The 19,966-nt window shown below is 68.4% G+C and carries 25 protein-coding genes and 1 pseudogene; 10 read left to right on the top strand and 16 right to left on the bottom strand.

The genetic code is table 11. From position 1 onward, the window contains the following. A partial coding sequence (locus ACFY04_RS39835) for an IS5 family transposase (RefSeq protein ID WP_389125257.1) occupies positions 1-452 on the top strand: 452 nt, incomplete at its 5' end. A 101-nt stretch (positions 453-553) separates the two neighbouring features. On the opposite strand, the gene ACFY04_RS39830 is transcribed toward ACFY04_RS39835, so the two are convergent. From ACFY04_RS39830 to ACFY04_RS39810, 5 genes are all read right to left on the bottom strand, one after another. Next, positions 554-1,156: an alkaline shock response membrane anchor protein AmaP gene (locus ACFY04_RS39830; protein WP_389125255.1), complete on the bottom strand. Its 603-nt coding sequence runs from the start codon at positions 1,154-1,156 to the stop codon at positions 554-556. Between the two features lie 50 nt (positions 1,157-1,206). Beyond that, on the bottom strand, positions 1,207-1,854 hold the full coding sequence (locus tag ACFY04_RS39825) for a DUF6286 domain-containing protein (protein WP_389125253.1): 648 nt from the start codon (positions 1,852-1,854) through the stop codon (positions 1,207-1,209). A 35-nt stretch (positions 1,855-1,889) separates the two neighbouring features. Next, positions 1,890-2,189: a hypothetical protein gene (locus ACFY04_RS39820; protein WP_389125250.1), complete on the bottom strand. Its 300-nt coding sequence runs from the start codon at positions 2,187-2,189 to the stop codon at positions 1,890-1,892. Between the two features lie 101 nt (positions 2,190-2,290). After that, on the bottom strand, positions 2,291-2,470 hold the full coding sequence (locus ACFY04_RS39815; RefSeq protein WP_189733851.1) for a hypothetical protein: 180 nt from the start codon (positions 2,468-2,470) through the stop codon (positions 2,291-2,293). A 64-nt stretch (positions 2,471-2,534) separates the two neighbouring features. Beyond that, positions 2,535-3,014, bottom strand: coding sequence for an Asp23/Gls24 family envelope stress response protein (locus ACFY04_RS39810; protein ID WP_389125248.1), 480 nt, complete (start codon positions 3,012-3,014; stop codon positions 2,535-2,537). A 158-nt stretch (positions 3,015-3,172) separates the two neighbouring features. On the opposite strand from ACFY04_RS39810, the gene ACFY04_RS39805 reads away from it, so the two are divergent. The 3 genes from ACFY04_RS39805 (at position 3,173) to ACFY04_RS39795 (ending at position 4,841) form a co-directional block, all read left to right on the top strand. Then, positions 3,173-3,811 (top strand): RNA polymerase sigma factor, encoded by a 639-nt coding sequence (locus ACFY04_RS39805; RefSeq protein ID WP_389125246.1) that lies wholly within the window; start codon positions 3,173-3,175, stop codon positions 3,809-3,811. After that, complete coding sequence (locus ACFY04_RS39800; RefSeq protein ID WP_389125244.1) at positions 3,802-4,482, top strand: hypothetical protein; 681 nt, start codon at positions 3,802-3,804, stop codon at positions 4,480-4,482. The genes ACFY04_RS39805 and ACFY04_RS39800 overlap by 10 nt, the downstream gene beginning before the upstream one ends. Positions 4,483-4,544: 62 nt before the next feature. Further along, positions 4,545-4,841: a hypothetical protein gene (locus ACFY04_RS39795; protein ID WP_389125241.1), complete on the top strand. Its 297-nt coding sequence runs from the start codon at positions 4,545-4,547 to the stop codon at positions 4,839-4,841. 249 nt (positions 4,842-5,090) lie between these two features. Here the strand turns inward: ACFY04_RS39795 and ACFY04_RS39790 are convergent, their stop codons facing one another. From ACFY04_RS39790 to ACFY04_RS39770, 5 genes and pseudogenes are all read right to left on the bottom strand, one after another. After that, positions 5,091-5,273, bottom strand: coding sequence for a hypothetical protein (locus ACFY04_RS39790; protein ID WP_389125238.1), 183 nt, complete (start codon positions 5,271-5,273; stop codon positions 5,091-5,093). Beyond that, complete coding sequence (locus ACFY04_RS39785) at positions 5,270-5,578, bottom strand: hypothetical protein (RefSeq protein WP_389125235.1); 309 nt, start codon at positions 5,576-5,578, stop codon at positions 5,270-5,272. Before ACFY04_RS39785 ends, ACFY04_RS39790 begins: the two co-directional genes overlap by 4 nt. Before the next feature lie 58 nt (positions 5,579-5,636). Further along, positions 5,637-6,052 (bottom strand): annotated as a pseudogene (locus tag ACFY04_RS39780) (transcriptional regulator); the annotation flags it as partial. A 232-nt stretch (positions 6,053-6,284) separates the two neighbouring features. Further along, positions 6,285-6,515 carry a hypothetical protein gene (locus ACFY04_RS39775; protein WP_389125233.1) on the bottom strand — a complete coding sequence of 77 codons (231 nt, stop codon included), beginning with the start codon at positions 6,513-6,515 and terminating at the stop codon, positions 6,285-6,287. A 44-nt stretch (positions 6,516-6,559) separates the two neighbouring features. After that, a complete protein-coding gene (locus tag ACFY04_RS39770) occupies positions 6,560-7,252 on the bottom strand; it encodes a hypothetical protein (protein WP_389125230.1) in 693 nt (230 codons plus the stop codon). Positions 7,253-7,691: 439 nt separating this feature from the next. Here ACFY04_RS39770 and ACFY04_RS39765 point away from each other — a divergent pair, with 439 nt between their 5' ends. Next, positions 7,692-7,970: a hypothetical protein gene (locus ACFY04_RS39765; RefSeq protein WP_389125227.1), complete on the top strand. Its 279-nt coding sequence runs from the start codon at positions 7,692-7,694 to the stop codon at positions 7,968-7,970. 52 nt (positions 7,971-8,022) lie between these two features. Next, positions 8,023-8,724, top strand: coding sequence for a hypothetical protein (locus ACFY04_RS39760; protein ID WP_389125226.1), 702 nt, complete (start codon positions 8,023-8,025; stop codon positions 8,722-8,724). 34 nt (positions 8,725-8,758) lie between these two features. On the opposite strand, the gene ACFY04_RS39755 is transcribed toward ACFY04_RS39760, so the two are convergent. Then, positions 8,759-9,100, bottom strand: coding sequence for a hypothetical protein (locus tag ACFY04_RS39755; RefSeq protein WP_389125224.1), 342 nt, complete (start codon positions 9,098-9,100; stop codon positions 8,759-8,761). 828 nt (positions 9,101-9,928) lie between these two features. Between ACFY04_RS39755 and ACFY04_RS39750 the strand changes: the two genes are divergently transcribed. After that, positions 9,929-10,885 carry a TAXI family TRAP transporter solute-binding subunit gene (locus ACFY04_RS39750; RefSeq protein ID WP_389125221.1) on the top strand — a complete coding sequence of 319 codons (957 nt, stop codon included), beginning with the start codon at positions 9,929-9,931 and terminating at the stop codon, positions 10,883-10,885. 13 nt (positions 10,886-10,898) lie between these two features. Here the strand turns inward: ACFY04_RS39750 and ACFY04_RS39745 are convergent, their stop codons facing one another. After that, complete coding sequence (locus tag ACFY04_RS39745; RefSeq protein WP_389125219.1) at positions 10,899-12,341, bottom strand: ATP-binding protein; 1,443 nt, start codon at positions 12,339-12,341, stop codon at positions 10,899-10,901. Positions 12,342-12,348: 7 nt separating this feature from the next. Next, on the bottom strand, positions 12,349-13,044 hold the full coding sequence (locus tag ACFY04_RS39740; RefSeq protein WP_386391030.1) for a response regulator transcription factor: 696 nt from the start codon (positions 13,042-13,044) through the stop codon (positions 12,349-12,351). 206 nt (positions 13,045-13,250) lie between these two features. Between ACFY04_RS39740 and ACFY04_RS39735 the strand changes: the two genes are divergently transcribed. From ACFY04_RS39735 to ACFY04_RS39725, 3 genes are all read left to right on the top strand, one after another. Continuing rightward, on the top strand, positions 13,251-15,377 hold the full coding sequence (locus tag ACFY04_RS39735) for a TRAP transporter permease (protein ID WP_389125217.1): 2,127 nt from the start codon (positions 13,251-13,253) through the stop codon (positions 15,375-15,377). Next, complete coding sequence (locus tag ACFY04_RS39730; RefSeq protein WP_389125215.1) at positions 15,374-16,378, top strand: TAXI family TRAP transporter solute-binding subunit; 1,005 nt, start codon at positions 15,374-15,376, stop codon at positions 16,376-16,378. The genes ACFY04_RS39735 and ACFY04_RS39730 overlap by 4 nt, the downstream gene beginning before the upstream one ends. A gap of 193 nt (positions 16,379-16,571) precedes the next feature. Continuing rightward, a complete protein-coding gene (locus ACFY04_RS39725; protein WP_389125212.1) occupies positions 16,572-17,144 on the top strand; it encodes an ATP-binding protein in 573 nt (190 codons plus the stop codon). Here ACFY04_RS39725 and ACFY04_RS39720 read toward each other — a convergent pair. The 3 genes from ACFY04_RS39720 to ACFY04_RS39710 form a co-directional block, all read right to left on the bottom strand. Beyond that, complete coding sequence (locus tag ACFY04_RS39720) at positions 17,098-17,352, bottom strand: hypothetical protein (protein ID WP_389125210.1); 255 nt, start codon at positions 17,350-17,352, stop codon at positions 17,098-17,100. The genes ACFY04_RS39725 and ACFY04_RS39720 overlap by 47 nt on opposite strands. A 1,574-nt stretch (positions 17,353-18,926) precedes the next feature. Then, positions 18,927-19,226 (bottom strand): TAXI family TRAP transporter solute-binding subunit, encoded by a 300-nt coding sequence (locus ACFY04_RS39715; RefSeq protein WP_389125208.1) that lies wholly within the window; start codon positions 19,224-19,226, stop codon positions 18,927-18,929. Then, positions 19,109-19,900, bottom strand: a complete 792-nt coding sequence (locus ACFY04_RS39710) for a TAXI family TRAP transporter solute-binding subunit (RefSeq protein ID WP_389125205.1) — start codon at positions 19,898-19,900, stop codon at positions 19,109-19,111. The genes ACFY04_RS39715 and ACFY04_RS39710 overlap by 118 nt, the downstream gene beginning before the upstream one ends. Positions 19,901-19,966 lie beyond the last annotated feature (66 nt).

Below are 19,966 nucleotides of genomic sequence, written 5' to 3'. Positions count from 1 at the left end.
CCGCAGACCGCAGCTGCCGCCCGCTCGCCTTGGTACTGACCGCCGGACAGGCCGGGGACAGCCCGCAGTTCATCCCCGTGCTCGCGAAGGTGAGAGTTCGCCTGCCCGCCGGCCGTCCCCGCACCAGACCCGGCGCGGTGGCCGCGGACAAGGCCTACTCGTCCCGCGGCAACCGCTCCTACCTGCGCCGACGCGGTATCAAGGCAGTCATCCCGGAAAAGCGGGACCAGGCCGCCAACCGCAAGAAGAAGGGCGCACGAGGCGGCCGACCCCTCAGCCACGACGCCGACCTCTACAAGGAACGAAACACGGTCGAACGCCTGATCAACAAGCTGAAGGCCTGGCGAGGCATCGCCACCCGCTACGACAAGGCACCCGAGAGCTACCTCGCCGGCCTCCACCTCCGCGCCGCAATGATCTGGATCGACGACCTCCTGAAAGCCGCCGACTGATCACAACATCACACAGGCCCTAGAACTCAAGCCCAGGGGGCGGGGCCGCTTCATGTGCGGGCCGGGCAGATGCCCCACGCAGGGGTGCAGGGGTAGTGGCCCTAGTCTGCGCGGCGGGCTTTGTGCGGGGTCGCCCTCAGGTGCGCACGGGCGTTGAGGTCACGGCCCGTTGATTGCCGTGCGCGCTCCAGTGGACCGCCGTACAGCTCCTGGAGAACGGGGCCGGGATCAGCGGCGGGGCTGAGGGTGATGTCGAGGTCTGCCTCGGGATGGCGGGAGGAGCCGGTCATGCGTGCGCGGGCCTGGCTGACACCGGACAGCCGGCGGGCGTCCGCTGCGAGGGCATCGCTGAGCGCCTCCTCGCGCAGTTCCACCCCGTCCACGGTCGGCGTTTCTCCCACCGTCAAGGGGCCGGGGCGGGAGCGGCGCAGTTGCGCAAGCAGCCACCACAGGGCGAACAGGACGACGATCGCCAGGACCGCAATGGCCGCAGGCCACCACCATCCTTCGCCGGTCCAGCGCGTGCGGTCTGCCTCGCCGAGGAGGACGTGGGCGGGGACGGTCAGGGGCCAGCCGTCGGGTGGTGTCATGCGCCAGCGCCGGTAGAGGTCGAAGCCGCCCGCCAGGATCAGCAGGCTCCCACCGAGCAGGATGATGCCCGCTACGGCCAGCAGGGTTCGGTTGACTACGGACTTCCTCTTCATCGAGATCCCCTTTTCCTGCCTCTTCCGGCGGGGCGGTCAACCGGGCGGGGCTACTTGCGGCGGGGGCGTACCCGGACGTCGAGCCGCGGAGGGCGGGCCAGGGCAAGCCGGTCGAGCTGCTCCTCCAGAGCGGCCTGCAGATCGGCCTTGACATCGGCCGGGGCTCGGAAGCGGACATCCACGTGGACTGCTACGCGGTGTTGAGAGAACTTGACCTTGGCGGCGCTGACGCCCGGGACATGCATCGCGGCATCCCGCATACGGAGTTCCGCAGCAGTGCGGTCCAGCACGGCATACATTCGCGCGCTGGGTCTCTGCAGGGGCAGCTGGCGACGCAGGCCGGGGGTCAAAGCCAGGATGATCAACCAGAGTCCGAGGGCGGCGATGACACCTGCGCCGATTTGGACAGAGGTGTCGTCCAGCGGGCGGGTGGCCAGTTCCTCGGCCAGGCGCCCGCGCCACGCTGCGGCTGGGCTGCCCGCGCGAACCCTGATGACGTCGAACAGGAGAAGGCCGGCCGCAGCCCCGATGATCAGTGCTGTGATCGCGGCGGGTATCCGGCGCGCGGACCACGGGCGCGCAGCCGGACGGGGCTCAGGTGGAGGCTTCTGGGGCAGCGGCACCGCGGTGCGCGACGTGGCCTCGTCTGTCGCCGGGGGTCTCTTTGTCTGCGCTGGTGCGTCTTGGTCGCGTTCCATGCCGCCTCTCCTTCCCGGTCGCGATGCGCTCCGGTTCACTGCACGCGTCGGCGTTGCGAGCCGTCGGCGGGAACGAGGCGCTCGATGGCGAGGGTGACTTCAGTGACACGCATCCCGGTCAGGTGGCCTACCCGCTCGCTGACGTAGTGCTGTACGCCGCGGGAGGCCAGAACGAGGTCTGACGGATAAGGCAGCTCCACGTTGAGCCCCAGCCGGGCTGAGCCGCCGGCGACGGTCGCCGAGGCGTGGGGGGCAGCAAGCTGCGCGGCCGCGCCCGAGGTGTCCGTGCTTTCGGCCAGCGCCTCCTTTGCTGCGCGGGCCGCAATACGGGCCACCACCTTTTCCGGAATGACTGTGGCGCCGCGTTCAGCGGGCGGTAGGGGCGCTGCCCGGGTGGGGGCGGCTGCCTCTGGCCTGGCGGCGGCGCGTTGCGCTGTCACTGCCGGTCCCGGGAGCGGGTGAAGTCGGACAGGTCGAGGTCACCCTGCGCCATACGGCCGATGATCAGGCCCACCAGGCCCAGGAATGCGACGAGCAGGAACGCCCAGAATCCGCCGAAGAATGCGGCGAAGCCCAGGGCCATGCCGGTCAGCAGACCCACGGTTGCTGCGTTCATATCACTCACCTGATTTCAGATTGCTTCTTCTCTTCTCGGCCCGGTCGCGTGCAGGATTCGAAGGTCACTGCACGCGGCCTCCGTCCTCCTCGTCGTCCTCTTCGTCGGGAAGGTGGACATCGTCGACGGCAATGTTCACTTCGACGACTTCCAGACCGGTCATACGCTCGACGGCGGTGATGACGCTGGTACGGACCTCGGCGGCGAGGTCCGCGATGGGGACGCCGTACTCCACGACCACGTCAAGATCGACGGCGGCCTGCCGCTCGCCCACCTCGACTTTCACCCCGCGGGACACGTTGGGGCGGCCGCCGGGGACTTTGTCCGTGACCGCACCGAGCGTGCGGGACATGCCGGAGCCGAGGCTGTGGATGCCCGGCACCTCACGGGCGGCCATTCCTGCGATCTTTTCGACCACGCTGTCGGCGATCGTCGTCCGGCCGCGCGTCTCGGGCGCCGCGTCTGCGCCGGCCTGACCTGTGAGCTCCTTGCCCGCGGAGCGTGGCGCATTCCCTCCAGTGGTGGGGTTGATGATGTCCGACATGAGGACCTCCCCAGAATGTTGATCCAGACGCCGGTGCGACGCCCTCATCCTTTGGACACACCGCGCGGACAATCCTCACCCCCCTCGCACAGTCCACAGCCGTACCATCGATAAGGGCATACGCGGGCCGCGATCCGGCGGCAGGAAGCGAGCGGCGGATGCGCAACCAGACCAGCCCCTCTCCTGCGCCCGGCACCGACCTGCCCATACGACCGCCCCCGGTGCCGACCTTCGGCGCTGTGGCCGAGGACGCTCTCAGCGACCTGGACGACAGCGTGCTGGCAGTACGGGCTTGCGAAGACGATGACGACGCCTTCGCCATCCTGGTCCGCCGACACAGCAGCCACTTGCTCGCCCTGGCCCAGCATCTGCTCGGAAACCGTGCGGACGCCGAAGACGCGGTGCAAGAAGCCTTCCTCAGCGCATGGAGACAGCTGCCGGAATTCCGCCACGGCGCCTCGTTCGGCACCTGGATGTACCGCATCGTGACCAACCGCTGCCTCAACGTCCTGCGCCGCCCCCGCGCGGTACCGCTGGACACCGTCGCGGAACCTACGGCCGCCGACTCCGGCAGTTCACCGCCGCGAGTAGCTGAAACCGACGCAGCGACCGCCGCCCTCGTAGAGGCCCTTGTGGAACTGCGCCCTGAACTTCGTGCGTGCTGGGTCCTGCGGGAACTTCACGGCCTGCACTACGACGAGATCGCCCACGTCCTGGGCGCCAGCGAACAGACGGTGCGCGGCAGACTCTCCCGCGCGCGACGCGCTCTGATGGAGGCGATGCGCCCATGGCGCTGAACGGCCGGCACCTGAACTCTGACGAACAGCCCGAAAGCGTGTGCGCCACGCGCGCCACAACACCTCTGCACAGTGACACCGAGCTGCTTGCCGGCGCGGAGCTCCTGCCCTGTGGACGCCCCCTTGGCCGCGCCTGGGAGCAAGCACGCGCACCTGCCGGTACGGCCGATTCGCACAGCATCCGATGCCCCTGCTGCCGCGAGGCCGTCGAAGGGCTGACCGCCCTGGACCGGGCCACCCGTGCTCTGCGCACCGCGGAACACCCCGACACCCGCAGCCTCGCCAACCGAGTCATCAACGCGGTCCGCGCCGAGGTACGGCTGGGCGCCCTACTGACGCTGAACGACCCTGGCCACGACCTCCGCATTGCCGAGAGCGCCGCCGCCAAAGTGCTCCGCCGGGCCGCCGACACAGTCCCCGGCACCCGTACTGCCAGCTGTCGGCTGTCCGCCTCGAAGGGCGGACACGTCGCCCACGTCGTCGCCCTCACGGTCGCGGCCAAGCTCGACAAGCCATTGCGAGAGCAGGCCGAAGCCGTGCGCCAAGCTGTCTTGCACGCAGCGGAGCATGTTCTCGGTCTCGCCGTCACGACCGTCGATGTGGATGTCAACGCGGTGCTGGAGCCGTCCCGCGTGCCGGGTGGCACGCGGTCAGAGCTGAGCGAACGATGACCGTCTCTCACCGCGTGGACATCCAGCGCGTGGCAGCCGAAGCAGCCTCTGGCGTACCAGGCGTGGCAGCACTCCAGCCCGCGCTCGCCGACCGACTGGCTCTGGCAGCATCTCGCGCACACCAGGCCGTGACCGCAGGAACCTCCCCCCACCGCGAGGCAGCCGGCGTCCGCTGTGAACACACCCCGGCCGACGGATGGCACGTGGAGGTCCGCTGCATCCTGCACGCCGACCAGCGCGTCGTCGACGTGGCCAGGCAGGTACGCGACGACGTGCGCAACGCCGTCTCGGCCTACCTGTCCCAGCAATGCACATCCGACCGCGTCACCGTGGTGGTCACCGTTACCCGCACGCTCTAGGCAGCCACCCGTACGGTTCGGGAACCGGCAACCCGTCAGGCGCGCCCGCATCCACCGGGATCCCCGCTGTGGTAAACGCAGCCAGTGACAGTCTGCGCAGGACCGATTGGGCACAGCGAGACGGGTCGCGAGCCTCATGCACTGTGCATCGTGCTCCTCTCGATCGGGTTCGAGTGGTGCGTACCGCCTGGGGCGGTGGCGCCGGGCGGGGAGTCTGCGGGTCCAGCGGGCGTCAGCCTGGCGGAGCGCCTAATAGTTGGCGACGACCCATTCCGCGCCGCCCCCTTCGGGGCGCAGGAACACGGCTTCAGGGATGACACGGCGGGTCTGAGGGTCTTCCCGCTCGCCGACGAACTGCACGACCCCCTCGCGCTCCTTGCCCGGGTCGTAGATCCTGGCGCCCTCGTAGAGCCAGGCGGGGCGCCTGCTCATGGCGTCCCTCCCTCGCCGGCACCCCGCAGGAACCGCTCCATGCCCCGCTCGGCGCGGGCTCGCAGGGAGGGGCTGGGGTCGGGGCTGCCGAGGGTGTCGAGCGAGGCGCTCCAGCCGTCCGCGCCTCCGCCCTCGCGGCACAGGCGGTAAACGGTGGTGCCGGTGTCCCCGGGGGTGTCTATGACCACACCCGTGCGGGAGGTGGCGGTGTCGTAGGCGAGATCGCCTCGCAGGGGCCAGCGCGGGTCAGGATCATCGGCTTGTTGTCGTACGCGGTTATGGTCAGTGCGACGCGCAGAGGTCATGTAGCGGAACGTATGCAGTCGACCACCGGTGAATATGAAGTCGCGGAATACCCGCAGATCAGTCCAGCGAAAAGCGTCCGGTCATGCCGCGCAGCCGCTGGCGGGTGGCAACCCGCTCGACATAGATGATCTTCCGCAGCGTGGCCCGCGCGACTGGGTGGTTGCGGACGAGGCGATACGTTCGGCGGTCTCCAGCTCGGTGAGGGCCTGGTCGCGGTTGCCGTCCCACAGCCAGGCGCGGGCGAGGTCCATGTGGTGGTGGCCGAGACAGGAGTTCGGCAGGACCGCGATGTGGGCGGGGTCCGCTTCGCGGTTGAGACGGAGGGCCTTCGTCTGGTCGCTCATCTCCAGGGCGGCGCTGACGCTGTGGATGATGACGTTGCCGAGGCTGAACGTGACCGAGTGCCGGTCGTGAATCTCGGGCCCGACGTAGGCGTTGACCCGCTCGCCGGCCGTACGGGCCAGGGCCAGTCGCTCATCCGATCCGGCGGCATTCCACCACCCCGATCTGCGACCACACTTCTGACGCGAAGGCACCGCCGCGACGGGACGAGAGGCGGCCTTTGGTCAACGGATCCCACACAGCGAGAACGAGCGGCGCGGGTAGGACGCCCGACCAGCCGCAGGGCAGGGAGCGTCCTCGGGTTCGGAGGCGTGCGGAGGGTGACCGCCGGGCGGGCACGGATAGCCCGCCCGGCGGCCGAGGTCAGCTGGCCTGACCGTGATCGTCCATGGGCGATCCGGGGTCCTTCGGGGCCACGTGCTCGGCGACGGCCCGCCGGAACCGGGTGACCTTGGGAGCCCAGTACGCGGCGGTGATTTCCACCGTGCGCTTGATCAGGGGCGGACCGATGACCGCAGCGGCGAGGCCAGCCGCAGTGGATTCTGCCGGGTTGGCCGCCAGGACGTCGGACACCGCTGTGACGATGTGCTGCACTGCATCTCCACGTGAACGTGCGGGCGCGCGGGCCCGCACAAGAGTCAGGCCGACAACGCCCAGGAATGGGCGAGGACTTCGGGGCGCAGAAGTGAATCGGGACCGCGAGGGACGTTCGGCGTGGCCAGCTTGAGGATTCCGCAGGGTGACGATGGCAACCGGCGGAAGCACGGAGTGCGCCAGTCTGTGCGAAGCCGTAGCCCTGCCTCGACAATGCGCCAGAGGTCAACGCCGTATGCCTCGATCTCGTCGAGCAGTTGCGCCACGTTCAGGTCTGGCGGCACATCGCGCCCACCCCACAGGCGCATGAGCTCCCGGGCGACCGTCGCAGCAGTGGAGTAGCTGTAGGTGAACAGGAGCGAACGCTTGCCCGTGTCCGGCGCCGCAGCGGGTGCTTCCGGGCGTCGGGCAGTGGTCCAGCCGTGGGCTCGCAAGTCATGGACGCGACGGTCAACGTCTTCGGGGGCCGGGAAGCGGGCCAAGTGGAGCTCGTCCCGAAGGGCCATCAGCGCCGAGTGCTGCGCCCAAGCCCTACCGGCACTGGTCGGTGCAGCGCCGACGGCCAGCTCGGCGCTCTTGTCCCAGTACAGGGCATTGGCGGCGATGAATGAGGATCTGCCGGTCCCGCTTCCGTACACGATTGTCCGACCGATAGCCGACATCGTTACAACGCCCTTGGCAGGGGAGGTTGATGAGAGCCGATCGGCCCACACCTTCTGTATCTCCCCAAGGCTCATGAGGTCAGGATAGTCACACGCCGGGCTTCATCAGCCCGCCACCCACGGACTCGCCTGTAGCCGACAGTATGTTGGTACTGACGGGTCACGCCGAGAACGCTGACCCCCTCACCGCGGAGGCCCCACGCGGACGCCCAACCCGAGCATCGGGTGGGCCGGTTCCCCGACATCGTCGAGGGACGGGGCCTCCCTGACGTGCGGCTGCCGTCCCGGAATCGGACAGCAGACCTTGCAGATCCAGAAGTACTCACGGCGCGGAGTCACGCGCATTCTGTGACTGAAGACCGTCAAAGACAGTGGCCGCCTTCCTACTCGGGCGGAGCTGACCGCCGGCACGGACCTGACGAACGCGGTCGCGGCGATCGATGGCTGGTCGCTGTCGAACCAGGCGATCGAGACCCCTGACCTGGGTTCCACGTTCGAGTCGAAGATCCCGGGCGTGGACCAGGCCGATGACTCGTCGCTCGGCTTCTACGAGGACAAGGTCGCGGACGAGATCGAGCAGCTGCTCACGAAGGACTCCACCGGTTGGGTGGTGTTCCTCCGCAAGGGCGACGTGCCTGGCTCCCGGTCGATGGACGTCTTCCCGGTCCGTATCGGCTCCCGATCCCCGCAGTACAGCGTGGACAACGAGGCCGCCAAGTTCACCGTCGCGTTCTCGATCACGGAGAAGCCGCTCCAGGACGCGCCCGTGCCGGCCCCCGCGCCGAAGCCGTAACTACCCCGCCCTCCCCTTCCCGGCCGGGACCTCCCTCACCACGGAGCTCCCGATGACCAGCACCACCCCCACTGAACCGACGACCTCGCCGGCCACCGGCCGCGACGACCACTGGGTGCGCAAGCTCGCCCGGCTCCGAGCCCGGCAGCTGCCCGAGCAGGTCCTTCAGCTGTGCGACGACATGTCGGCCAAGCAGCGCCTGGACCGGGCGAAGCTGAACGTTGCCCGGCTCCGGCTGGCTGACGCCGAGACCGGCGGCGAGCAGAAGGAGCTGGAGGCGGCGGAGGCCGAGCTCGTAGCCGCGCAGGAAGCCTTCGACGATGTGTCGGTCACGCTCGCATTCCGGGCTCTGCCCCGCCCGACACTGGACGGGCTGATACGAGAGCACCCGCAGACCGAGGACAACTCCAAGACCATGATCAAGGCATGGTTACTACGCGATCACTGGCGCGTAAATAGCAGCAGGTCAGGGTGGGTGTGGGCAGGACCGGGTGCCCGCTGGTCGTTGAGGGCTGGCGGGTGTCCGGGTCTGCCGGTCAGGCTGGGGTCTCCTGGGGTTGAGGGTGACGGTGTAGCCGAGCGGCCCGCCGGTCGAACACCTGGCGCAGCCACTTCTCACCGTGGTGGGGACACTTGGGACCGTCGCGGACAAGCGGTTCTTCTTCCTCGTGGGTTCGCCTCAGACCTCGATGTCCACGAGCGACGAGAGGTCGCGGCCGGTGGACATGGCCGCAGGGCCCCTTCCCGCACGTGAGGGAAGGGGCCCTGCGGTTCGCGTGGTGCCAGGGTCAGACGCGGACGGCCCACCAGTCGTTCACTACGGCCCCGTAGTCACACCACACCGTGGACTTCGCCCCGGGGCCTACCGTCGGGCCATAGTGCTTGTACAGGATGATGTTGCCGCCATCCACCCTTTTACATTCGATCATTCCGTAGTAGTAGAAGCTGCCTCCTTTGCACCAGATCTCTTTGCCCTTGTGCCCCAGAGATCCGGTCAGGTCTTTGGAGTAGCACTTGGACGCCGAGATTCGTGCCGGCGCGGCCGCAGCAGCCGCAGGCACAGCCACCAGCCCGGCACCGGCTAGCGCCAGAACCGCCGCCGAGACGGTCAGCCGTTTACGAATGGACATGCCATCGTCCTCCGTTTTCCCTTGGGGTCCTACGGCAACTACACATGCCACGCATAGGTCAAACGATGAGTCCGGAGGCATACCGACGGAAAGGGCGCGAATCGGCCAATCCGCCAGCCACACGAGCTGTTCCGCCGTTCCGGCCAAGCCCCTGCTGGAGAGCGGTGCGGTCGCCCTCCGGGCGGCGCCGCCGAGGCCGGAGCGGCGTCTAACAGGTTGTGGCCGTGCGGCGAGAGAGCCCGGACTTCGCGGCAGACCTCGGCCAGCCTGCCCACCCGGCGCGCCGTACGTGGCGTTCCCCTGCCCGGTCAGACCGAACGTCGTGGCCACGGCCGCCGGCTCACCCTCCCCGCCGCACAGGCCGAGGTGCTGCGCCTGGTCGAGTACATCGACAAGGACGTCGCCGCGTGGCTCGGACAGAACAGCCGCGTCCCACAGCTGCTGTCCACACGGCCGTGATCACAGTCGACGCCTCGGGCTGCTCAGGAGAAGACGGTCAAACGGACTCCCGGGACGCGCTGAGGGATTCGGCGACCTGAATGTGCAGTCCACGCTCGGATGAGTACTCCGCACGATGCTCGGTCAGCTTAACCGCCCGGTAACGACCGCCAGCGCCCCCATCTCGATGGGCACGAGGCCCGTCTGTCTGATGGCTCCATACCAGAGCGGCACAGAAGTCAGAACGGTTCCGACCGTCTCGGAAAGGGGTCGAAGCAGAGCAGCGTCCCCGTTGGAGGCGCAAAGCAGCGATAGTCTGTTTCAGGCGGCTGTCTCGGTGTCCCTGCCTGTGTCCCGAGCCGGCGGTGCGCTGTTGAGGGAGTTGGTCCCATGTGGGTGGCACGTCTGCTCGTCATTGCGCTCGCCGTGATGCTGTCGGCCACGGCGTGCACGGGAAGTGACGTGCCGGATCGTCCGTCCGGTGGGATGGCTGTGGCCACCGGCAACCCGGGCGGGGTGTACGCGGAGTACGGGGCCGGCTACGCCGAGGTGATCGGGCGGCGTTTGCCGAGTGTCTCGGCCCAGGTTGTGCACACAGGTGGAAGCGTCGACAACCTGCGTAGGGTGGATGGCGGGCAGGCGCGGGTGGGCTTCGCCTTGGCGGATGCCGCGGCTGACGCCGTGGCCGGGCATCAGCCTTTCTCCCGGCCGCTGCCCGTGGTGGCGCTCGCTGCGTTGTACGACAACTATGTACAGCTCGTTGTTCGTGCGGACAGCCCGGTGCGCAGTGTGAAGGCGCTGCGGGGTCTGCGGGTCTCGGTGGGTTCTGACGGGTCGGGTACGGGGCTGATCGCCGAGCGCGTTTTGAAGGTTGCGGGGCTTTCGCCGGAGAAGGATGTGACGTCGCTGCGGCTGGACGTGCGCGAGTCCGCGGCAGCTCTGGCCGCGGGGCGGATTGATGCGTTCTTTTGGAGTGGGGGTCTGCCGACGGCTGCGATCACGGAGCTGCGGCGTGGCACCGAGATCAGGTTGGTGGACCTGGGTGATGTGGTCGGGGAGCTCACCCGGTCGTATGGGGAGCTTTACACCGAGACCACGGTTCCTTCTGTGGTCTATGGGGCGCAGAGCGCGGTGACGACGGTGAGCGTGCCCAACTTCTTGGTTGTGCGTCGTGACATGCCGGCGTCGGAGGCGTATTGGCTGACACGGTTGTTGTTCGATGGGCAGTCGCAGTTGATACGGGCGCATCCGGAGGCTCGGCGGCTGGATCGGCGGTCGGCGATTGCCACTGATCCGTTGGAGCTGCATCCGGGTGCGGCCCGCTGGTATCAGGAGTCGCACCCTTGAGGGGTGGCCGGGTTCAGGCGGTGGTCGTGGGGTGGGGGGCAGTTGGAAGTCGTACGGTTGCGGTGAGTCCGTGGGGTTGCGCCGAGGCCAGGTGAAGTTCGCCGCCTCCGGCTTCGACCAGGATTCGCGTGAGTGCGAGTCCGAGGCCGGTACCGGGAATGTTCTGATGCCGTGTGCTGCGCCAGAATCTCCCGCCCGCCTGGGAGAGTTCCTCCGCGGTCAGTCCGGAACCTTGGTCCCGTACGGTCACCTCTACCCGGTCGTATGCCTCGTCCGCGGTGCTGCGCCGGTTGGCGGTGTCGTCGCCGTGGGGGGCGGGGGTACGGGTCACGGAGACGTCCACCGGTGAGCCGTCGCCGAACTTGAGGGCGTTGTCGAGGAGGGTGTCGAGTGTTTGATCGAGGCAGCCGGGCAGGGACAGTGCGTTGATGTTGGCGGGTATCCGTGTGGTGAGGGGGATGCCTTCGGCGTCGAAGGCGGCTCGCCAGGCGTCGGCGCGGTGGGTGACGACGGCTGATACGTCGATGGGGGTTCGTTCTGCTTCGGAGGCTTCTGCTCTGGCCATGCGCAGCAGTCCGTCGAGCATTTTGCCGAATCGGTCGGCCTCTTCGACCGCGCTGTGGAGTTCGTGAAGGCCCTGGGGGTCGTTCACGTAGTCTTCTACGTTCTCCACCCGCAGCCGGAGCGCGGTCAGGGGGTTGCGTAGCTGGTGGGAGGCTTGTGCGACGAAGGCGCGTTGTTGTTCCTGGGAGGCGTGCATGCTGTCGGCCATCGCGTTGAAGCTGTTGGCGAGGCGGCGTAGTTCCGGGGCACCGGCCCGGTCTGAGACGTGGGTTTGCAATCGACCTTGGGCGACTTCGTGTGTCGCGCGGTCGAGTTCGTGGATGGGGCGTAGTACCCAGCGGACGATGGGGGTCGCGACGGCGATCAGGACGATGGTGAGGGCGGTGAGGCTGCCGAGTACGACGAGGGTGAGGTAGTCGGCGACCTCGGAGCGTGCTCGGTCGGTGGGGGAGATGATCAGTACGGCGCCAAGGATGTGGCCGTCTCGTTTGATGGCGTCGGCGTGGATGAAGGGGCGGTTGTCCCATGGCCAGACGACGGTGGGTTGTTCGGGGGGCCGGTCGGCGAGGGCCTGGAGGAGTGCGGAGCGCACGTGGGGTTCTTTCAGGTTGACGGGAGTTGGGGCGACGACGACTTCTCGGTCGGCGTCGACGATGGCGACTTGTGAGTCGTAGAGGCGGGTGTAGCGGGTGGCGGCGGCTTCGAGGCGGCTGGTGCGTCCTGTTTCGAGGGCGGTGGCGGCCATGTCGGCGAACCAGGCGGTGTCCTGGACACGGCCGGTGAAGGAGGTCTGGATCGTGTGTTCGGCAGTGGTGCGTACCAGGGGCACGCTGAGGGCGAGGATGAGGCCGGCGACGAGGGCACAGACGATGGCGAGGAGGCGGCGGTGCATGGGGGGCTCAGGGGCCGGTCGCCGGGGGTGGCGGGGTGGGGTCGGGGATGGTGAGGCGGTAGCCGAAGCCGCGGACTGTCCGCACGAGGCTTCCGGTGCGACCCAGCTTGCCGCGGAGGGTGGCCAGGTGTACGTCGAGGGTGCGTGACATGCCGTCGTAGGTGGTTTGCCATACCTCGACCAGGATTTGATCGCGGGCCACGGCGGCGCCGCCGGCGCGTGCCAGTACGGCCAGGATGTCGTACTCCTTGCGCGTCAGGGGTACGGGTTGTCCGTCGAGGGTGACCGTGCGCTGTGCGAGGTCTATTTCGAGGCCGTCGAGGGTGAGGGGGCGGTCCTGGTGGGTGGGGTGGTTCATGCTGCGTCGCAGGACTGCTTCGATGCGGGCGAGGAGTTCGGCGGTGCCGAAGGGTTTCACCACGTAGTCGTCCGCGCCGCTGCGTAGTCCGCGGACGCGGTCGGGCTCGCCTCCTCGAGCGGTGACGGCGATGACGGGGACGCCGCCTCTGGCTCGCAGTTCCCGGCAGACCTCGATTCCGTCGCGGTCCGGCAGGCCCAGGTCGAGCAGGACAAGGTCGACGGGGGGTGCGTTGAGGGCTTGCGCGGCGTTGGCGGCGCGTTGCACGTCGTAGCCGTTGCGGCGCAGGGCGCCGGCGAGGGCTTCGGCGACTCGGTTGTCGTCTTCGACGACGAGTATGCGCAACGCGTCCTCCCGGTGCTTCCTGGCTGGTCCTGCGCCCGGGGGAATGTGTGCGGTGCGGGGCAGGGTGCGGCCTTTGATACCAGCGTAGGAGTGATCCAGGTCACTGAATCCTAAACCTACGTTAAGAGGGCCGGCGTTCTCTGTCCCCTTCCGGTCACGGCCGCCATGGTCTGAGGTATCGCAGCGTTCAGTCCGAGGAGGCCGTCATGGGCATGGTGGAAGCGCCGTCTGAACCGGGACAGCGGACAGCCGAGGACCTGGTGGCCGAGTTCGACCAGGAGCGGCCCGCCCGCAAGCTCTCCCCCGCGGTGTCCGCGACTGTGTCCGCGATGTGTGCCGTGCTGTCGGTCTTCGTGCTGTATGCAGTGTTCTTCCCGGTCGCCAGGGGCGGCCAGTACTACCTGACGCTCTTCCTCGCCGCGACACTGCCACTGATCTTCTTGACACACCGCGGAACGGTGCGGGCACCGGCTTTGGCGCTGCCGTGGCGTCGGGGCGCGGCAACGGATACCTCCGCGGGGGCGGTGAAGGCGGTGAGAACGGCACGGCGTGACGACCCGGGCCTGTTCGACTGGATGCTGGCCGCCTGCGCCCTCGCGGTGTGCCTCTACCCGCTGCTGGAGTTCGACGCCTTCATCGAGCGGCGTCAGCTGCCCACCTCGCTCGACGTGACCATGGGCATCGCCATGATCCTCCTCGTGCTGGAGGCGTGCCGGCGGACCACCGGCTGGGTGCTCCCCGCGTTCTGTACGGCGTTCCTGCTGTACGCGTACTACGGCGGGCTGCTCCCGTACCAGTGGTCGCTGGCGCACGGCGGCTTCGACGTCAACGCGATCTCCGCCCACTTCTTCATGAGCACCGACGGGGTCTACGGCGTACCGCTGAATGTGGCCGCCACCTACATCGTGCTGTTCACCATCTTCGGCGCCGTGCTCGACATGTCCGGGGCCGGCAAGTTCTTCATCGACCTGTCGTTCGCGGCGTTCCGCGGCTCCCGCAGCGCCCCCGGACGCACCGTGACGGCGGCCGGTTTCCTCCTCGGCACCGTCTCGGGTTCCGGTACCGCCACCGCCGTCAGCCTGGGATCGGTCGCCTGGCCCCTACTGCGCAGGGCCGGCTACAGCAAGGAGGCGGGCGGTGGAGTCCTGGCCGCCGCGGGCATCGGAGCGATCCTCTCCCCGCCGACGCTGGGAGCCGCGGCGTTCATCATCGCCGAGTACCTCAAGACCGGCTACCTCACCGTCCTGCTGTACGCCCTGGTGCCCACGCTGCTGTACTACCTGGGCATCCTCCTCGCCGTGGAGATCGACGCCCGCAAACACCAGGCACGGCCCGTGATCGACGACGAAGCCGTCTCGGCGTGGAGGCTGCTGGGCCGGTTCGGCTACCACTTCCTGTCCCTCTTCATGATCATCGGTTTCATGGCGATGGGGCTGCCCCCCTTCCGGGCCGTGGTCTACGCCACCGCCCTGCAGTTCCTGCTGTCCTTCCTCGACTCCCGACACCGGATGACCCCGCGCCGGCTGTACACGGCGCTCGCCGAGGGCAGCAGGTCCGTACTCCCGGTGGTCGCCACCTGCGCCGCCGCCGGGATCATCGTCGCCGTCGTCACCCAGACCGGCCTCGGCCTGAACCTGGCCTCCGTCATCGTCGACGCCGCCGGCATGTTCGGTGACAACCCGACGGTGGAACTGGTCGTGACCGTCATCTTCGCGGCCCTCGCCGTGTCGGTCCTCGGGCTCGCGGTCCCGGTCACCGCCTCGTTCATCATCTCCGCGGTCATCATCGCTCCCGCACTGCTCGCCTTGGGCGTGAGCATGCCCGAGGCGTACATGTTCATCTTCTACTACGCCGTACTGTCCGAGGTCAGCCCGCCCACGGCGCTTGCTGCGGCCGCCGCGGCCGCCATCACCGGCGGCAACCCGATGCGCACCATGGTGGCGACCTGGAAATACTCGCTGCCCGCGTTCCTCGTACCGTTCGCGTTCGTCCTCACCGACAACGGCTCCCGACTCCTGGGCACCGGAAGCCTGACAGGCGTCCTGTGGACGACCGCGGTCTCCGCCCTCGCCGTCGCCGCGCTCGCCGTCGCCACCGGAGGCCGCCTGCTCGGCCCGGCAGGCCCCTTGGAGCGTGGGCTGTGCGTCATCGCCGCCCTGTGCCTGCTCTACCTCGAACCCGCCGCGATCACCACCGGCCTCATCGCCCTGGCTCTCGCCGTCGGTATCCGCTTGGTACGACGCGGGCAGCGCTCCCCCACACCCCGCACCACAGATCCCACAGGTCCCGGCCTTCAAGCCGAAGCCGTCATGGAAGGACACCTCCCCTCATGAAGCACCCCACGCGAACCACACGCCTGGCCGTCCCCGCCCTGGCCTTCGCGCTCGCGCTCGCCGCGACCGCCTGCGCGGGAGGCAAACAGGACGACAAGGGGGCCGCGAACAGTGGAAAGGGAGGGCGGCTCACCATCGCCACCGGACCCACCACCGGCGTCTACTACCAGATCGGCGGCGGACTGGCCGAACTGATCTCCGACAACCTCGACGGCTACCGAGCCACCGCCGCCACCACGGGCGCGTCCGTGCAGAACATCCAAGGCCTCCAGGCCGGAAGCTACGACATCGCCTTCTCCCTGCTCGACACCGCGCAAGACGCCGTCGAAGGCAAGGGAAGCTTCGACAAACCACAAACCGTCGAAGCCCTCACCCGCCTGTACCCGAACTACACCCAGGTACTGGTCCGGGCGGATTCCGGCATCACCTCCCTTCAGGACATGAAAGGCAAGAGGATCTCCACCGGAGCACCCAACTCCGGCACCGAGGTCATCGCCAGACGGCTGCTGACAGCCGCCGGGCTGGACCCCGCCAAGGACGTCACGGCGGAACGACTGGCCCTGCCGGAATCGGTGGACGCCATGAAGGACAGCACCATCGACGCGATCATCTGGTCCGGCGGCCTGCCCACCGGCGGCATCACCGACCTCGTCACCAGCCTCAAAGACAAGGTCCGCTTCCTCGACATCACCGCGCAACTGCCTGCCCTGAGCAGCAAGTACGGCGGCGTCTACCAGAAGGGCTCCATCCCCGCCTCCGCGTACAACCAGCCGGCGGCCGTTCCCACGATCGTGGTACCCAATGTCCTGCTGGTCAGGAAGGGCTTCGACCTCGAACTCGCCGGAAAGATCGTCAGCCTCGTCTACGAGAAGAAGAACGAACTCGAGAAAGTGAACGCCGCCGCCACCGAAATCGACCCCGCCCAAGCGGACGAGGTGGCCCCCGTCCCCTTGAACCCCGGTGCCGAAAGCGCGCTCAAGAACCTGGCCAAGAAGCCCTGATACGTCACCCCGCGCCCTGCCCGCAGGCAGGCAAGCCGGCAGGCACCCGATTACCAGCGACCGGACCCCGCCACGGACCCGGTCCCCGGACAAGCCATCCCTCCTCCGCTCCCCCGCGATCCACTGCCCCAGGGCGCCGACGTTCCCCGGCAACACGTGCCGGCCGTCCGCCCTCCCCCCAAGGGTGATCCCGATGTGCGCCATGAGACCGTCACGCTCCCGCAGCTTCCCGATAGCCGCGGAGAGACAGGCAGTGCCCGAAGCCCGCCGACTCGTGCTGGCCGTGGTACGCGGATGGGACCTGCAACTGACCTCAGAAACACTCGAAGAACTCGCACTGCTGTGCAGCGAGATCATCGCCAACGCCGTACGGCACACCACCGGACCATCCACCCTCACCGTCCTGTGGACCGGCTCACGACTGCGCGTCGAGGTCACCGACACCGCCCCCGGCCTGCCCGCCCCCCGAGGGTGCACCCTCAACTCCGAGAGCGGCCGCGGCCTCATGCTGATCGCGGCCATCGCCACCGACTGGGGCACCACACCCACCCCGACCGGAAAAGCCGTCTGGTTCGAACTGACACCACCGCCCCCCACCACCCACGGAAACAGCCACGACCTCTTCCAGACAAGCCCCAAGAAACCGACGACGCCCACACCCAAACTGCCATACCCGGCCCGCGACGCCGCCCTTGAAACACCGGCCAGGATGCCGGCGCTCACGGGGTGGCCCGGAGCTCGGGCAGGGCGTCCGCGGCCGTGTTGAGGACTTCGGCCAACCGAGTGGCCAGCCCCGCGTTGCAGCCTCCCAGCTCGCCCCTTCCGGTGCCGTTGACCGGGTATCCGGCCCCGGGGCTTGGGACGATAATGCCTACGCGGGCAAGCGCCTCCTTCAGGCCTGCCGCGGCGGCTTCCCCGGCGCGCATCGCGTCGGCCTGCCGGGCGGATCGCTCCGCACGGTCCTTGAACGTCATCGTCATCGGTCTACCTCCGCCGTCTCGTGCAGGGTGGCCAGTGGGATCTCGCACTCTCGGCCGCCGCTGGAATCCACGCGACGCAGGTACGCCATCCGCTTGAGTTCCTTGCCCGACTCGGGGGGGGTGCACCACCAACGCCGTCACCCGCCACCCTTGCCGAGACAGGTCAGTGAAGACCATTCTGAGCAGGTTGGCGGGGAACTCGAAAGCATCGCGGTACTCCGGCTGCGCCATGATGTCGACCGTAGGGTGACATGACACCCTGTCGCCCTTGTTGTCGCTCGCGCGGGGGACGGACCGTCAGGCAGTCGCCGCCAAGCAGCAGGCTCCAGCACGGCGCGTGGCGAGCTTTCGCCCATGGCCCCCACGGCAGCCAGCCCCGCCCCGGCGCCGTTGATGCCACCCGCACCCAGGAGTCCGCCCTCCCGTCTGCATCGACCCGGAACACATGCTCGGCGAGGGTCGTTTGACAGGCCGTCTGAAGATCCGAGGATCGAAATCTTCGCAACCCGGTAGTAGACGCCCAGGAGCGCCCGCCGATGAGTGCGGGCCATCGCAGCACTGGGGACCGGTCTGGTAGAGGAGCCGACCGGGGGCAGGGAGCTTACGCAAGCAGCGCCGACCGCTCCAGGCTGCCCGTCACTGGTGCTTCTTCGCCGGGTAGTCGCACTGGCCCCGGTTCCGCCAGGGCTGCGCCGGCAACGCCCTGTCTCGCTGGTTGCCCGCGCACTGTCCAGGGCGCGGCACGCCCATGCCTGGCTGTGGTGACGATGGCGCCACACCGCACCCGCTGCAAGGGACCTGGCGCACCCGGGCCACACCGGCCGCGATGATGCCCGGCGCTCCCGAGTCGTCACGATGCACCCAGGCTCAATGTAGAGCTCCGCTGCGATGCGAACTCGCATTTGCATCGGATGCGCGCCGCATAGGCGGCTCCTTGAACGGTTTCGGCAGGGCGCCCGTCGTTCCGGACCTTCGCCACGGCCCTCTGGCGGGGCGTTCCCCCGACCTGGTCAGTCGGAGGTCGGGAGGATCGCCCAGTAGGTGACGGTGTGGGCCAGGATGCGGGTGCCGTGCGCGCTGGCCAGGAGAGTGATGATGCTGATGCCGCGGCCGTGTTCTTCGGGTGTGCAGCTGGTGGTCCAGGTGCCCTTGTCGTTGGCGGGGCCGCCGTCGTCGACATCGATGCGCAGGGTGTGGTCGCCGGTGGGGCGTTGGAGATGGAGGGTGATGGGGGGCAGGGCTACTGTACGTCCAGATTGGACGGACAGTCCAGAGACGATGGGTGTAGGAAGAGTCTCCAGTCCACAGGGCCCCCGGACGGAAAGGTGGGTTCCTCGCGGGGCGTGGGTGGTTCACCGGCAGGTGCTCTCGACAGGGGTGCACGTGAGGCGGGGCTGCCGCGGTGAGCTGCGGTCCCGGAGGCCGACGTGGTCGGGGGAGGAGAGCCACGCCAGCGGTGTTGCGTGGGCCGCGAGTTGGGGGCAGGCACCCGCCCGCGGGAGCGGTGGCGAGAAGGAGGTGGGGGGCCGTCCGGGTGTGGGATCCGGACGGCCTTGTCGTTCGGTGGCTCAGGGTGCTGTCCGCGCTTCCAGCGCCTTCTCGGCGCCTGGATTGAGGGGAACCGGGGCTGTCTGGCCGGCGTGGGTGGCGTTGATCTCCGCTGCGGCCTGGTTGACGGTCACCAGCGCGTTCTTCTCGTTGTGGACGAGGTCCACGATTTTCGCGGCGAGGCCGGCGTCGAAGCCCTTCTTCACCAGCAGTACGTTGGCCACCACGATGGTGGGAATGCGGCCGGGCTGCCGATAAACGGCGGCCGGGATGCTGCCTCGCTGGTAGATACCACCGTATTCAAGATTCGGTGCGGACAAATGCGGGGTGACGTCGAGGAATCGCACCTTCTCCTTGAGCGTGGTGGTGAGGTCGGGATCCCGCCGCTGGGAAGGCCACCCGACCAGAAGAGCGCGTCGATGGTGCCGTCCTTCATGGCGTCCACGGCCTCGGGCAGACCGAGGCGCTGCGCCCGTACGTCGCGGTCGGGGTTGAGGCCTTCTGCATCCAGCAGTCGGCGGGCGATCGCTTCGGTGCCGGAGTTGGGTGAGCCGGTGGAGACCCGCTTGCCCTTCATGTCCGCGAGTGAGGTGATGCCGGAGTCCGCACGGACCAGGACCTGGGTGTAGTTCGGGTGGAGCCTGGTGAGCGCTTCCACCTGCTGTGGTTGGGTGAACGAGCCCTCTCCGTTGACGGCGTCGCCTGCGGTGTCGAGCAGGGAGAACGCGACATTGTAGGTGCCGGCTGTGAGGCCCTGGATGTTCTGGACGGAGGCGCCGGTGGCGGTCGCGGTGGCGCGGTAGCCGTCGATGTTGTCGGAGATCAGCTTCGCAAGGCCGCCACCGAGCTGGTAGTAGACACCGGTGGTGCTGCCGGTGGCGATGGTGAGGCGACCTTCACCGGCGCTGTCGGAGGCGGCTGCGGTGCGCGACCTGCCGAAGAAGGCACTCCGCCCCGACAATCGACGGCCTTCCAGCACCCCCTCGACCAGCACAAGATCCCAGGCTCACCTCCTGGCGAACCCTCGGCAGATGAACTCAAGCCCTCCAAGATCCCCGAC

It is taken from the genome of Streptomyces sp. NPDC001549 (assembly GCF_042894025.1).
In the GTDB taxonomy this organism is placed as follows: domain Bacteria; phylum Actinomycetota; class Actinomycetes; order Streptomycetales; family Streptomycetaceae; genus Streptomyces; species Streptomyces kutzneri.
This window is presented reverse-complemented; position numbering and strand designations above follow the sequence as displayed.

What these genes read in the sequence shown, in the direction of transcription:
- ACFY04_RS39760 (WP_389125226.1), top strand. Translation starts at nt 8,023, where the DNA reads ATGACCAGCACCACCCCCACTGAACCGACGACCTCGCCGGCCACCGGC.
- ACFY04_RS39735 (WP_389125217.1), top strand. Translation starts at nt 13,251, where the DNA reads ATGGGCATGGTGGAAGCGCCGTCTGAACCGGGACAGCGGACAGCCGAG.
- ACFY04_RS39805 (WP_389125246.1), top strand. Translation starts at nt 3,173, where the DNA reads ATGCGCAACCAGACCAGCCCCTCTCCTGCGCCCGGCACCGACCTGCCC.
- ACFY04_RS39730 (WP_389125215.1), top strand. Translation starts at nt 15,374, where the DNA reads ATGAAGCACCCCACGCGAACCACACGCCTGGCCGTCCCCGCCCTGGCC.
- ACFY04_RS39770 (WP_389125230.1), bottom strand. Translation starts at nt 7,252, where the DNA reads ATGAGCCTTGGGGAGATACAGAAGGTGTGGGCCGATCGGCTCTCATCA.
- ACFY04_RS39815 (WP_189733851.1), bottom strand. Translation starts at nt 2,470, where the DNA reads ATGAACGCAGCAACCGTGGGTCTGCTGACCGGCATGGCCCTGGGCTTC.
- ACFY04_RS39810 (WP_389125248.1), bottom strand. Translation starts at nt 3,014, where the DNA reads ATGTCGGACATCATCAACCCCACCACTGGAGGGAATGCGCCACGCTCC.
- ACFY04_RS39800 (WP_389125244.1), top strand. Translation starts at nt 3,802, where the DNA reads ATGGCGCTGAACGGCCGGCACCTGAACTCTGACGAACAGCCCGAAAGC.
- ACFY04_RS39785 (WP_389125235.1), bottom strand. Translation starts at nt 5,578, where the DNA reads ATGACCTCTGCGCGTCGCACTGACCATAACCGCGTACGACAACAAGCC.
- ACFY04_RS39790 (WP_389125238.1), bottom strand. Translation starts at nt 5,273, where the DNA reads ATGAGCAGGCGCCCCGCCTGGCTCTACGAGGGCGCCAGGATCTACGAC.
- ACFY04_RS39755 (WP_389125224.1), bottom strand. Translation starts at nt 9,100, where the DNA reads ATGTCCATTCGTAAACGGCTGACCGTCTCGGCGGCGGTTCTGGCGCTA.
- ACFY04_RS39745 (WP_389125219.1), bottom strand. Translation starts at nt 12,341, where the DNA reads ATGCACCGCCGCCTCCTCGCCATCGTCTGTGCCCTCGTCGCCGGCCTC.
- ACFY04_RS39720 (WP_389125210.1), bottom strand. Translation starts at nt 17,352, where the DNA reads ATGACGTTCAAGGACCGTGCGGAGCGATCCGCCCGGCAGGCCGACGCG.
- ACFY04_RS39825 (WP_389125253.1), bottom strand. Translation starts at nt 1,854, where the DNA reads ATGGAACGCGACCAAGACGCACCAGCGCAGACAAAGAGACCCCCGGCG.
- ACFY04_RS39750 (WP_389125221.1), top strand. Translation starts at nt 9,929, where the DNA reads ATGTGGGTGGCACGTCTGCTCGTCATTGCGCTCGCCGTGATGCTGTCG.
- ACFY04_RS39830 (WP_389125255.1), bottom strand. Translation starts at nt 1,156, where the DNA reads ATGAAGAGGAAGTCCGTAGTCAACCGAACCCTGCTGGCCGTAGCGGGC.
- ACFY04_RS39725 (WP_389125212.1), top strand. Translation starts at nt 16,572, where the DNA reads ATGTGCGCCATGAGACCGTCACGCTCCCGCAGCTTCCCGATAGCCGCG.